7 protein-coding genes are annotated in these 13,824 nt (G+C 37.5%); 5 read left to right on the forward strand and 2 right to left on the reverse strand.

Annotation, left to right across the window (positions count from 1 at the left end; all coding sequences use genetic code 11):
* Positions 1 to 25: 25 nt before the first annotated feature.
* Both PXC01_RS04520 and PXC01_RS04525 read right to left on the reverse strand, forming a co-directional pair.
* A complete protein-coding gene (locus PXC01_RS04520) occupies positions 26 to 1,774 on the reverse strand; it encodes a RagB/SusD family nutrient uptake outer membrane protein (RefSeq protein WP_276471172.1) in 1,749 nt (582 codons plus the stop codon).
* Positions 1,775 to 1,801: 27 nt separating this feature from the next.
* Entirely contained in the window at positions 1,802 to 4,984 is a 3,183-nt protein-coding gene (locus PXC01_RS04525) for a SusC/RagA family TonB-linked outer membrane protein (protein ID WP_276471173.1), read from the reverse strand.
* A 386-nt stretch (positions 4,985 to 5,370) separates the two neighbouring features.
* Here PXC01_RS04525 and PXC01_RS04530 point away from each other — a divergent pair, with 386 nt between their 5' ends.
* The 5 genes from PXC01_RS04530 to PXC01_RS04550 all read left to right on the forward strand — a co-directional run bounded on the left by PXC01_RS04530 (position 5,371) and on the right by PXC01_RS04550 (position 13,772).
* Positions 5,371 to 8,688 carry a VCBS repeat-containing protein gene (locus PXC01_RS04530; protein WP_276471174.1) on the forward strand — a complete coding sequence of 1,106 codons (3,318 nt, stop codon included), beginning with the start codon at positions 5,371 to 5,373 and terminating at the stop codon, positions 8,686 to 8,688.
* 441 nt (positions 8,689 to 9,129) lie between these two features.
* Positions 9,130 to 10,431 carry an MFS transporter gene (locus tag PXC01_RS04535; protein ID WP_276471175.1) on the forward strand — a complete coding sequence of 434 codons (1,302 nt, stop codon included), beginning with the start codon at positions 9,130 to 9,132 and terminating at the stop codon, positions 10,429 to 10,431.
* Between the two features lie 14 nt (positions 10,432 to 10,445).
* Positions 10,446 to 11,609 carry a mandelate racemase/muconate lactonizing enzyme family protein gene (locus tag PXC01_RS04540; RefSeq protein ID WP_276471176.1) on the forward strand — a complete coding sequence of 388 codons (1,164 nt, stop codon included), beginning with the start codon at positions 10,446 to 10,448 and terminating at the stop codon, positions 11,607 to 11,609.
* Positions 11,610 to 11,617: 8 nt separating this feature from the next.
* Positions 11,618 to 12,577: a 2-dehydro-3-deoxygalactonokinase gene (locus PXC01_RS04545; RefSeq protein ID WP_276471177.1), complete on the forward strand. Its 960-nt coding sequence runs from the start codon at positions 11,618 to 11,620 to the stop codon at positions 12,575 to 12,577.
* Between the two features lie 298 nt (positions 12,578 to 12,875).
* Positions 12,876 to 13,772, forward strand: coding sequence for an AraC family transcriptional regulator (locus tag PXC01_RS04550; protein WP_276471178.1), 897 nt, complete (start codon positions 12,876 to 12,878; stop codon positions 13,770 to 13,772).
* The last annotated feature ends 52 nt before the right edge of the window (positions 13,773 to 13,824 follow it).

Here is a 13,824-nt window from a genome sequence, read left to right on the forward strand (position 1 = left end):
CAAAAAAAATTGTTCTTATATTATATTAATACGCCGGATCTTGAGTCAATACTCCCGGCTGCAAATCTATTTGTGCCTGTGGAATTGGGAAATGGTCATTTTTTCCTGCGGTGAACGATGCGCCTTGTAACCAAGGTAACTTTCCATCAGATAACTCTGATTGTAAATAGCTGTTCATTGTTTCTTCTTCAATGCCCCAGCGAACAAGATCTTGAAAACGCATGCCTTCCAAAGCAAATTCTAATCGCATTTCATGATATATGGCCTTTTTGGCATATTCAACATCAGGAAAGGAAGTATAAAGTCCAAGGTTATAATTGGCGGAAGGTTGATCCTCATCTATATCCGGAACGTAGCCACTTTCAAAAGTAGTATTGTTTACTTTGCCCATTACCATATCATCTTGGGCTCTTTCACGTATCATGTTCACCATGTCTTTAGCGGTCTCCAGGTCATTTTCTGCAGCAGCAACTTCTGCTCTCCACAATATAACATGACTTAATCTAAATAAGCGCCAATTGTTGCCATTTAGACCGGCGGACCATGTTGGGCTAGAGATAGAGATCGTTTTAAAATTTCTTTTATAGAACATGATCTTTTTATTTAAAAAGGGTCCCATACCTGCTTGATCAAGCATCCAATCACCACCGGACATCGGTCCCCAATCCAAGAATGGAATTCCTCTTCTACCTATAGTCCAGTCTACACGTGGATCTAAAGCGACATCGGTAGGTGTAAACTCATCCGTATCTAGAAGTCCATAATCTTCCAGTAATAAATCGTCCTGAAAAGTGTCCAATAACGGTAGTCCGTCGGCATCTACCTTAAAAGCGTTGAAAAGATCAAAAGAAGGTGCGCTATAGGCACAACATAAGCCTATGTCCGATCCCCTTGGAAAAAGCGTTCTATGGTCAATACCGGAGTTTGCATCACCGGCTCCGTCGTTTACGGTATATTGTACCTCAAAAATACTCTCTGCATTGTTTTGCTTTTCTTCGTCAAAATTGTCATAAAAATGATTCATGAGCATAAACGGACCGTTGTTTATAATATCATCCAATAACGGTTTTGCTTCAGAATATTCTTGTTGAAATAAATGCACTCTGGCTTTTAAAGCTTTTGCTGCCCAACGTGAAGCGCGACCAATTTCTGGGTTTTCGTCCATATTATTATCAATACCCCATTGAAGGTCCGCCTCAATATCGTCCCAGATTTCTCTGTCGTTTGGAACCTCGCTGGCCACCATATCCTCTGTTATGTAAGGTACTTTTTCAATTTTAGAGCGTAGTTGAAAGTAGTACCAAGCTCTTAGCCATCTTGCTTCGGATTCTAATTGAGCGGCATTGGCGTCCGATATATTTTCGCTTGCCTGTCTCAAAATTCTTAAAGCATCGTTAGCTCTGGCAATACCGTCAAAGTTGGCTATCCATAACTCTTCTACCCAAGGGTTGGAGGCGTCCACTTCAAATCGTTCTATAAGATTTATAGGGGCCCAGCCACCTGTTTGGTCCCCACGGTGCATGTCATCAGAAGTAACATCTCCCCAGACCCAATTTGTAGCAGAGGCACCACCGGTGCCACCGGCTTCACCACTTGCATAACCATCTATTCTAGAGTAAGCGCCTACAAGAAGTAGGTTAACACCATTTTCGTCGGCTAAGGTAGATTCGTTTACGGCTCCCTTAGGTTTTTCTTCTAAAAATTCTTCGCTACAAGCTCCTAGAAGAAGCCCTAGAGCGGTTAGTATCCCTATTTTAAAGTGTAATTTTTTCATCTTTTTCAATTTTATTTTTCTTAGAAATTATAGTTTAATGTCAAGACCGATAATTAATTGTCTTGGCGAAGGCCATGTACCACGATCAAGACCTCTGTCTATTTCGTTACCTACAAATACTTCGGCGTCCAATCCAGAATAATCACTTATTGTAAAAAGGTTGGTACCCATAACATAAAGTCGCATTGAAGTAATATCCAGATCATTTAAAATTCTTTCAGGTACGTTAAAGCCAATTTGCGCATTTTGCAAACGAATGAACGATGCATCCTCAACTAGATCGGAATGTGTATTCTGCTCAAAGCTGGTTTGCGATGATGCTTTAGGTAGAACCGCATTTGCATTGTCGTCTAAGTAAGGGCTGCCCCAAGAACGGAATAAACGATCAGAGCTCTTTGGACCCTGAAAAAGGCCGTAGCGCGTAAAACGGTTATAATAATTGATGGCATCATTACCTTGACTAGTGTATAAACTAGCTGTAAAATCAAAGTTTTTATATTCCAATCTCAAGTTAAGGCCAGCTGTAAAATCTGGGTTTGGATTACCAATATATGTTCTATCGTCAGCCGTTATTTCACCATTACCATCTACATCACGAATAATCAGGTTTCCTGGCTGATTGTAATCGCCATTTGTAGGATGGGCATCTGCAGCTGCTTGGGTTTGGAATATACCATCAACGACATACCCGTAAAACTCAGGGAACGATGTACCTGTTTCTGCCCTGGTATAGCGTTGCGCACGTTGTTGGCTACCAACAATAAACTCATCTTCGTTATCTGATAATTTTGTAATCTCGTTCTTGTATGTTGAAAATACCAGACCAACGTTATATTTGAAGTCACCTTCTTCGTTTCCGCCGCCACTATAGCTTAGTTCTAGATCGATACCTTTGTTTTCCATGTCACCAATGTTAACGGAAGGTGCGTTGGCAATACCTTCCACGGCAGGGATGGCAACCGGAAATAACATATCTGAAGTGTTTTTGCTCCAAAAATCCAAGGTCATGTTCATTCTGTTAAAAAATGTAGCATCAATGGCAAAGTTGGTAGAGGTCGTAGTCTCCCATTTTGCATCTGGATTACCTACGGCAGTAGATTGAAATCCTTGAACAATAATACCATCTGCCCCGCCAAGGCCATAGAAAGAAGCGCCAAGACCGGAACCAAAAGTAGAAAAGCCGTTATAATTACCAATTTGGTCATTACCGGATTGTCCCCAACCAGCTCTTAGTTTTAAGTATGATAAGGCATTGCTCTCACTAAGGAAATTTTCTCTTGAAAGAACCCAACCACCTGATACGGCCGGGAAATTACCCCATCTGTTGTTTGCACCAAATCTTGATGATCCATCGCGTCTTAGGGTAGCCTCTAGCATATATTTGTCGTCAAATGAATAATATGCCCTGGCGAAGTAAGAATTTAATGCCCAAGCTGCAGCTTCTGCATCATTTGTTTGGTTTTCAGAACCGGAACTCAATATAAAAAAGTCATCGTCCGTAGAGATGAAACCTTCTCTACCGGCACTAATTTGATCATATTCAAACCGTGTAGCTTCGGTACCAAGTAAGAATTCAACATTATGAAGCTCGTTGAACGTTTTAGAATAGTTAATGGTGTTGGTCCAGTTCCAAGAAAAGTTTTTTCCTCTGGTTTCACTTAATGTACTACCGGTTGTACCATTGGTATTTTCTGGATCGGCAAAGCGTGGGTCATAATTATCATACCAGCTTGTATTGTAACCAAAAAGTGTTTTAACGGTAATATTGTTAAGCGGTTTTACTTCTACGTAGAAGTTACCGGTAGCGTTAATAGTTGTTCTTGTGTCTTTTCTTTCGCGAAAGTTATTACCTAAAGGGTTAGGACCATCGTTTAAACCTCCACCTACAATACCACCGGCAAAATTACCTGCTATATCTCTTACTGGGATTAAAGGGCTTGTTTCAACAATAGCATTAAAACCTACCGTGTTACCTTTAGATTCCGTTAAGGTTACCCCAAGTCTTTGACCAATTTTCAACCAATCTTTTATCTGTGAATCCGCATTGGCTCTAAAGGCATATCTATCAAAAGAATTATATCTTAAAACACCATCTTCTTTAAAATAGTTACCACTTATGGCATATGTCGTATTTTCAGATCCACCTGAAACAGAAAGTGTAATATCTGTTATAGGTGCCGGTTGGTAAAGTTCTTTTAACCAATCTGTTCCGTTTTGGTTGGTTAAGGTAATGGGGTAATCACGTTCTGCATACAAGGCAGGGTCTGTAGATGGATCGCCGATCGATGCACCGTTTGGAAATAAATAATCGTTCACGGTAGTACCTTGAATATTATTCGGGTCAAAATTAAAATGTGCGCTACTAGGTGTAATACCGTCATTGGTCTGTTCTAGCCAAATTTGCTGGCCAACAAGAACGGGGTCGGTAACAAAGTCGTACTTGGAACTTGCCGAACCAATACCTGTTCTAACGTTCAATTCTACTTTTGCAGGTTGACTTTTTCTTCCGGTTTTTGTTGTGATCAATACCACACCGTTTGCCCCTCTTGCTCCGTAAATGGCGGTAGAAGAAGCATCTTTAAGAACTTGCATAGATTCAATTTGGTTGGTTGGCGGTAGTTGTGCGCCAAAAACCCCATCAACAACGTATAGGGGACCGTTACCATTGATCGTACCCAATCCACGAATACGTACTTGTGCCTGTTGGCCGGGTCTGGCGGAAGAAACAACGGTTACACCAGATGCACTACCCTGTAAAGCACGTGTTGCATCACCTGCAGATTGTTGTTCAATGTAAGCCGTTTTTACTGTACTAACGGCACCTGTTACATCACTCCGTTTTCTAGAGCCATATCCAATTACCACAACCTCGTCAAGAGCTGCTGCATCAGGTAATAACTTTACCATGATACTAGTTTGGTTGTTTACCGGTACTTCTTGTTTTGAATAGCCCGTGTAGGATATTATTAAAGTTGCGGTACTTGATGTCTCTATGGAAAAGTTACCGTCAAAATCTGCAACAACACCGTTAGTTGTTCCTTTGACCAAAATGTTTGCGCCTATCAACGGTTGGTCCATTTCATCGGTCACAGTTCCGCTCACATTTACGGTCTGGCCATAGGCAAGTGTTGTTAAACATAGAAAAAACAATAGTGGAACAAACCACTTTTCATTTTTTTTCATTTTTCTTAATACATAGTGTTTTGGCATAGTAATATGAGTTTTAAGTTAATTTAAGTGTTCGTTATTCGTTCGTGGTAATACTGCTCCGTCTATAAAAAAAAGTCTTTTTGAGCAGAGAAGTTGGCAGTAGTTTTAACCACACTCCAAAAGAAGTGTAATATTTATAGTATTAATGGTAAATGGTGTGCATTATTAAGGAATATCTAATCAAAGGCTATTTCAATCGATATTTTATCAAATTTATAAGGGTAAGTTGCATTATATTGTAATTCGTAATCGTGGCGGAACATGTAGTTTCTACTGTATAATGGTGGTTAGACGTGTTTATGTGTAGGAACGTTATAGGTTCTTTGGCACTGTAAACATCTTTAATAAAATTGAAAAGGATAATGGTCAAAAAAGAGTGTATTTCTATGATGTCGATATTTTGTCTAGTACTATTGGCATCATGTAATAAGGAAAAGAGTGTGCCTGTTAGTGAATCTGATAAACGTTTTACGTTGATCGATCATACGTATTCCAATATTGATTTTGAAAATAGCTTGATAGAAACCCAAGAAGATAATCATTTATTGAACGAGAAGTTCGTAAATGGTGCAGGTGTTGCTGTTGCGGATATCAATAATGATGGTTTACTAGATATATTTTTTACCGGTAATCAAGTACACGATCAACTCTATGTAAACAAAGGAAATCTTCAATTTGAGGATATTACGAAAAGTAGCGGAATTTTACTGGAAAAATCTTGGTCTACCGGGGTAACGTTTGCCGATGTCAATGCAGATGGATTTCAAGATATTTATATCTGTAAGAGCGCAAGAAATAATACGGGGGTAAGCTATAATCTTTTGTATGTAAACAATGGCGACTTAACTTTTACTGAAATGGCAAAGGAGTATAATGTGGCAGATCCTGGATTTGCCGTTCAGGCAAATTTCTTTGATTATGATAAAGACGGTTGGCTAGATATGTACTTGGTGAACCAACCACCAAGTTACGGGAATAGAAAGGGAGGTAAAACACCGTTAAAAAATACAAATACCCGTTACAGTGATAAACTTTATAGAAATTTAGGTAAAGAGAAGGGCTTTGTGGAAGTGTCCGCTTTTTCCGGTACTCAAAATATGGCCCATGGTCTTTCTGCCGCTATTGGAGATATCAATAATGATCTATGGACAGATATTTATGTGACCAATGATTATGACAGGCCAGATTATATGTACTTGAACACTGCCAATGGTAAGTTTAAAGATGTGCTAAAACAAAGCTTCAAGCATATATCTAATTTTAGTATGGGCAGTGATATTGCCGACTATGATAATGATGGTAATTTAGATATCATGGTGGTTGATATGGTGGCCGAAGATCATAAACGTATAAAAACCAACATGAGTGGAATGAATCCGGAAGATTTTTGGGCCATTGTCAAGAATGGGGGGCACTATCAATATATGTTCAATACGCTTCAGCGAAATAACGGTAACGGTACGTTCAGCGATCTGGCGCAGTTGGGCGGGGTTTCTAATACGGATTGGAGTTGGGGACCGTTAATTGCAGATTTTGACAACGACGGCCTAAAAGACATATTTGTTACCAACGGTATTAAAAGAAATATGCGCTACAGTGATGTCAATAATACCTATGAAGTAATCTTGGACAGTTTGGAAAAGGTAGCTCAAGACACCGGTAAAAGATTTCAAGATGTGGTAGATGTTTTGGCCCTGGCCCAAATGGCACCAGAAGATAAACTGACCAATTATATCTATAGGAATAATGGAGATTTGACCTTTAAAAATACTGTAGAAGATTGGGGATTTGATCTTCCATCCCTATCAAATGGGGCGGCATATGCAGACTTGGATAATGATGGTGATTTGGACATAGTGGTCAACAATATTAATGAGAAGGCATTTCTGTACAGAAATAATACCATTGACCGTAAACAGGGCAATTACCTTCGTGTAGCGTTAAATGTAGATGAGAATAAATCCATTTACGGAACAAGGATTACGCTGTTCAAAAACACGGAATTGTGGCAAATGATAGAGATTACGAATACAAGAGGGTATATGTCCAAAAGTGAGGACATAGCACATTTTGGTCTGGGTGAAGTAGAAGCTATAGATAAAATAGAGGTTAAATGGCCAGATGGTGTTATTGAAGAACTGAGAGATGTCAATGCCAATCAACTTTTGACACTCACCAAAGGAACTTTGAGGCAAGGGAACTCTGAATTGACTGCTAAAAGCAATCGTAAACTTTTTGTGACAAGTACTAAAAAGGCCAAATTGAATTATAGACATCAAGAAAATAAATATGATGATTTTGAAAAGGAAATTCTGTTGCCACATAAAATGTCCACATTTGGGCCTTCAATAGCTGTAGGAGATGTAAATGCAGACGGGCTGGATGATTTCTATATAGGTGGCGCCGCAGGTTTTTCCGGTTCGTTATTCATGCAGCAACATTCAGGTTTTAAAGAGGTTACGGACGGTATATGGACAGAAGATAAAGCTTCTGAGGATATGGGAAGTACATTTTTTGATATTGATAATGATGGGGACTTGGATCTTTTAGTAGTTAGTGGCGGTAATGAATTTGAATCTGGCAGTAAATACCTTCAAGATAGACTGTACCTAAATAATGGTAAAGGAATATTTGCCAAGGCAGCCAATCGCATTCCAAAAGATGGTAGTAGCGGTTCAGTAGTAGAGGTAGCTGATTTTGATAACGATGGTGACCACGATGTTTTTATTGGAGGTAGACTTGTGCCCGGTAACTATCCGCAGCCGGCCAGTAGTAGGTTGTTAGAAAATAAGAACGGTTTTTTAAAAGATGTAACTGCAGAAAAGGCGTCTGAACTTAAAACTTTAGGTATGGTCACTTCGGTAACATGGGTAGATGTCGATGGTGATACTAGATTGGATATGGTTGTTGTAGGTGAATGGATGCCGGTAACTATATTTTTGCAAGATAGGACGGGAAAATTTGCTAGAAATAAAATGAAGGGGCTTGAGAATAGCGAGGGTTGGTACTATAAAGTTGTACACAGAGATATGGATGGTGATGGAGATGAAGACCTTATCGTAGGTAACCTGGGGCTAAATTATAAATACAAAGCATCTACACAAACTCCTTTTGAAGTATACAGCGGTGATTTTGATAAAAACGGATTAAACGATATTGTGCTCAGTTATTATGAGCATGGCAAACTGTTTCCTGTTAGGGGAAGATCATGTTCTATTCAACAAATGCCTTCATTAGAAAAAAAATTCCCCACTTTTAAGTCGTTCGGTGAGGCAGATTTAAATACAATTTATGGAGCTGATCTAGAACAGTCTTTGCACTTAAAGGCACATACTTTTGCATCTTATTACCTTGAGAATATAGAAGGAAAATCGTTCAAAAAGCATTTACTGCCACAATTGGCACAAGTTTCTAGTATTAACAATATTATAGCAGATGATTTTGATAAAGATGGAAAACAAGACCTTTTGGTCTCTGGCAACCTGTATGCATCTGAAATAGAAACCCCTAGAAATGATGCAGGAGTGGGTCTGTTTTTAAAGGGAAACGGAAAAGGAGCTTTTAATGTGGTTCCGGTAATGGAAAGCGGCTTTTTTGCACCGCATGATGCCAAAGATATGCAGCTCATTAAGTATGGGGATACCGCTGCGTTATTGGTAGCCAATAATAATAATTTTATACAGCTCATTTCTATTTTACCTTAACGTATCATAGTTATTAAATTACAAGTAAAGTCATCATAAATGTGAACTCTAAATCATTACTGAATATCGCTAACATTTTTTGAACGCTTTTAGCCTATTTGTTATAGTATTTGAATAAATATTACTTATTCCCTCTAAGGTTTAGGTCTAGATTTGAAATACGTGAAATGGCGTTGTGGAACATTTAATTTTTGTAAAATTTATTTGCATCGAGTAGTGATTACAGGAATAGAATGATGAGGTAATTAAAAATGTTAAAGACATATTTGGATCAGAATTTTAACTAATCTTCAAGATTTTTAATTTTTAAAAATTAGGATACTATAACATTGGTATGGTCAATTTATGAATTGGCGAAAACCTGTATTAAATAGTGTAGTATTAATGAGGTGGGTTAAAAATTAATAAGGCGAACAGATATTAGTATTTAAAATAAGATATATGGGTAATGTAGGGCCAGGCTCAAAAGAACGTATAGGTAAAAAACGGTACAATATTCTAGTTATGATATTTATTACTGTGGTAATAAATTATTTGGACCGTACTAATATATCCATAGCGGCTGGTGCGTTAAAAGAAGAATTAGGTATCAACGCCATTCAAATGGGATATATTTTCTCTGCTTTTGGGTGGACGTATTCTTTACTTCAAATACCGGGAGGTATTGTTGCGGATAAGGTAAAATCTAGAATATTGTATCCGCTTATAATGGTGTTGTGGTCACTGGCAACATTGGTACAGGGTTTGGTAAATTCTTTTACGGCGTTATTGGGTCTAAGAACAAGTATAGGCATGTTTGAAGCGCCATCTTACCCGATCAATAATTTAATAGTAACAAGATGGTTTCCTGAAAATGAAAGAGCTTCTGCTATAGCAACATATACCTCTGGACAATTCTTGGGTATGGCTTTTTTATTACCGGTACTAACTTTGATTCAAGATGCCCTGGGTTGGCGGGGGTTGTTTATCGTATCTGGGATAATAGGTCTACTTTGGGCGGCAGTTTGGTATTTTTTCTATCGTGATCCACAAAACCATAAAAAAATTGGTAAGGCCGAGTTGTCACACATTAAAGATGGTGGAGGTTTGATAGTTACCAAAGATAAGGACGATACCCAAAAATTTAAATGGTCAGATTTAGCAAATGCTTTTAAATACCGTAAACTTTGGGGCTTATATATTGGGCAATTTTGTTTGGGCGCAACTACTATATTCTTTTTAACATGGTTTCCTACATACTTGGTGGAATTCAGGGGATTGGATTTTATTAAATCAGGCTTCTATGCATCGATTCCTTACTTGGCAGCATTTTTTGGTGTACTGTTGGCCGGTTTTACTTCAGACTATTTAATTAAAAAAGGCTTTACCCGTGAGGTGGCAAGAAAGGCACCTATAATTACCGGTATGTTGCTGTCAATAGCAATAATAGGGGCAAATTATACAGAAAATACTACGTTGATAATAGTGTTTTTGTCAATAGCCTTTTTTGGAAACGGACTGGCAAGTATCGCTTGGATATTTGTGTCATTGATAGCACCAAAAAACAATATAGGATTAATAGGGGGAACCTTCAATTTTATTGGTGGTTTGTCTGCTGTGGTGGTACCTATAGTTATAGGCTATTTAGTACAGGATGGCGACTTTAGTCCTGCACTCTTTTTTATAGGGGCATTGGCCTTATTGGGTTTAATTTCCTATACATTTATTGTGGGCAAGGTAGAACGTATAATCCCTGAGAACTAAAATAACGCACATTTATGAAAATAACCGATATAAAATCGTATCCAATAAATATTGAAGGTGGTGGAGTACAATTGGTCGTTAAGGTAGAAACTGATAATGCCCTATATGGCTTAGGTTGTTCTGGCTTGTCAGGAAGGGAGATGGCCGTTGTTGGTGCAATAGAACATTTTAAAGGTTTTTTAATAGGCAAAGATCCTCGGCAAATTGGTGCTCTTTGGCAAGAAATGTATAGAGGCCAATATTTTGAAGGGGGCAGGGTTTTGTTGGCCGCTATATCGGCTATAGATATTGCTCTGTATGATATAAAAGGCAAACACTTAGGGGTGCCGGTATATGAACTTTTAGGAGGAAAACAGCGAGATTATGTAGAATGCTTTGCCTCTGTAAGATTTACGACCAAAGAAGAACTTTTAGAGTATTCAAAAATATGCGTAAAAGAAGGCTGGAAAGTACTAAGGCTTGCACCGGCAGAATTTGAGTCTCAAGAAAATAAAAGTAGGTTTGAACCAAGGGAATCAATAGCTACACTAGCTAGTTGGATTACCAGTTTAAGAAAGGAAGTCGGTAATGAAATTACCATAGGCGTTGATTACCATACCAGATTGAACATTGCTGAGACCTATTCGTTCATGAAAAAAATGCCTACCGGTACTATTGATTTTCTTGAAGAACCCATTCGCGATCAAAACCCGGGTGCTTATCAAGAGCTAAGGCGTATAATTGATGTGCCATTTGCCATAGGTGAGGAGTTCTCCAGTAAATGGCAATTTATGCCGTTTTTAGAAAATAATATAGCGCAATATGCACGCGTAGATGTATGTAACGTTGGTGGGTTGACCGAAGCTATGAAGGTAGCTGCAATGGCAGAAACGCACTATGTAGATCTTATGCCGCATAATCCTTTAGGTCCGATCTGTACGGCGGCTTCAATTCATTTGGCCGCAGCTTGTCCTAATTTTAGTTATCTGGAGGAAGTTAATACGCCTGCACAGTATATGGGAACGAACGCACCAAAGTTTTATCCGGTGCAACATCAATTAGAAGGTCCCAGATACCGAGTGCCCGATACTCCGGGACTAGGTGTTGAGTTTAATGAAGACCTGGCAATTGAACAGAAATTTAAAATGATAGAAGTGCCTAGGTTGTACAGAAACGATGGCTCTCTTACAAATTGGTAAACTAGAAAATGAAAATACCTTTAACCTTTATTAGCTGTGATTGGGGAACCACCAACATTAGATTAAAAGTCATAGAGACAGAAACGCTGAGCACACTTGCCGAGTTTTCGTCCCATGTAGGTATTAAGGCGGTCTATCAAGATTATTTAAAAGCGTCCGATAAAGGGCAGTTCAGTTATTTCTATAAGACATTAATAGAACTGATTAAGAATTTACCGCTGGAATTTCAAGAAGATTTAGTTGTTGTTTCTGGTATGGCCTCTTCTAGCATAGGCATGTTGGAAATGGACTATGCAAACCTTCCTTTTTCAATTACGGGCAATGGTTTACATTGGAAATTGATAACCAATCCTACTTCGCCAGATGTACTTTTAATATCAGGTGTTAGAGATGTAGTTGATGTAATGCGCGGAGAAGAGACGCAAGTAATTGGTTTACATACTATTCTTGCTAAATATGATAAAGGTGTATTGCTTTTGCCGGGTACTCATAGTAAGCATATTTATTTCTGCAATAATGAAATAGTTCATTTTAAGACCTATATGACAGGTGAGCTATTTGAGCTTTTGTCTAAAAGTAGTATTCTCTCTAATAGTGTTCAAGAAAAGCAATGGTCTCCAAAGTCAAAAAAAGAATTTGTTAGAGGACTAAATCTAGGTTTTAAAAAAGAATTAACGGCACAGTTGTTTGCTATACGTGCAAATGATATTTTAAACGAAGCTTCTAAAAACGAGGCATTTTACTTTTTAAGTGGTTTGTTAATAGGTGAAGAATTGTCTAATATAGAGAGTGAACATCAACAGATTATTTTAAATACTGTTTCGCCACTTTTAAAACTATACGAGATAGCCTTAAAAGAATTGTTCCCAAATCAAGAGCACCTAATTTTAAATGATGCAAAGGAAGTAAATGCAGTGGTAAAAGGACATTCCATATTTTTAAAAACAATTGCAGAGTTAGAGCACTAGTAGATTAAAGTTTTTAGGCTTAATTCCTTATTTTCATTTCATTATCATTTTATTAAAAAGGGTGCGTATCCCGTTTAAAATTATAAGTGTTTAAAGGAAACGGACCATCAATAAATGCGTCTTAAATTTAGTTATGTATGTTGTAGTAATAATAAACAAGTTGTCATAAGTAATGGTTGTAATTTGGCATATAGTATTAAATTATCTATAATTTGTATATTTGATAAAAATCAAGTGAATTTATTGTTGCATTATTAATTCTGGATTTTTTAGCTAATAAATTTTACTACTGCGAATAATGAAGCTAACCTATAAACAAACCGATAGAAAACCGGAAAATTCTTTTTTAGCACGTCAAGATACAATACCATGTATTGAGCAAGATTGGCATTTTCATCCAGAGATAGAGCTTATCTATTTTTTAAAAAGTACCGGTACACGTTATGTAGGTAATTCAATTGGTAATTTTGAGGAGGGTGAACTTTATATGATAGGTAGTAATGTGCCGCATTTGTTCAGAAACCACAGGGAATATTATGATGGTATAGATGAAAATAACTCAGCAGATTTAATTGTTGTAAAATTTGAACGCGATTTTTTAGGCGAAACTTTTAAAGAATTGCCTGAAGCAAAAAGATTGCAGACACTTTTTGATAATTCAAATAGGGGTCTCAAATTTTCTAAGGCAGCAACCTATTTGGTTCATACACATATGATGGGGCTTGTTAGGGGACAAGGACTTTCTAGAATTGTGGGATTGTTAAAGATATTGGATATTCTATCGGTAAGCGAAAATTTCAGTTTTCTATGTTCCAATGGTTTTGATAACTCATATAAAAAGAGTGAAAAAGAACGTATGGCCAGAATAATATCATATCTCAATGAAAATTTTGAAAATAAGATAGAATTAGAAACCGTGGCATCTATAGCCCATATGGCGCCAAATGCTTTCTGTAGATATTTTAAGAAAAGAACCCAAAAGTCTTTTGTGCAGTTTTTAAATGAAATTAGAATTGGGCACGCTTGTAAATTATTAATAGAAGGTAAACTTCAGATTACTACAATTTGCTATCAATCCGGTTTTAATACGGTCACAAATTTCAATCGTCAGTTTAAAGCCTTAATGAATATGACACCTACTGAATATATGGAACCCTATATTTCAAATCAAAAAGTAGAGTTAGAAAACGTATAGAGAATATATCAATTCGCAATTTTAATATTTCTATTTGGTTTGCGCCTTTTTA

It is taken from the genome of Maribacter huludaoensis (assembly GCF_029350945.1).
Taxonomy (GTDB): Bacteria; Bacteroidota; Bacteroidia; order Flavobacteriales; family Flavobacteriaceae; genus Maribacter; species Maribacter huludaoensis.

What these genes read in the sequence shown, in the direction of transcription:
- PXC01_RS04535 (WP_276471175.1), top strand. Translation starts at nt 9,130, where the DNA reads ATGGGTAATGTAGGGCCAGGCTCAAAAGAACGTATAGGTAAAAAACGG.
- PXC01_RS04520 (WP_276471172.1), bottom strand. Translation starts at nt 1,774, where the DNA reads ATGAAAAAATTACACTTTAAAATAGGGATACTAACCGCTCTAGGGCTT.
- PXC01_RS04545 (WP_276471177.1), top strand. Translation starts at nt 11,618, where the DNA reads ATGAAAATACCTTTAACCTTTATTAGCTGTGATTGGGGAACCACCAAC.
- PXC01_RS04530 (WP_276471174.1), top strand. Translation starts at nt 5,371, where the DNA reads ATGATGTCGATATTTTGTCTAGTACTATTGGCATCATGTAATAAGGAA.
- PXC01_RS04525 (WP_276471173.1), bottom strand. Translation starts at nt 4,984, where the DNA reads ATGCCAAAACACTATGTATTAAGAAAAATGAAAAAAAATGAAAAGTGG.
- PXC01_RS04550 (WP_276471178.1), top strand. Translation starts at nt 12,876, where the DNA reads ATGAAGCTAACCTATAAACAAACCGATAGAAAACCGGAAAATTCTTTT.
- PXC01_RS04540 (WP_276471176.1), top strand. Translation starts at nt 10,446, where the DNA reads ATGAAAATAACCGATATAAAATCGTATCCAATAAATATTGAAGGTGGT.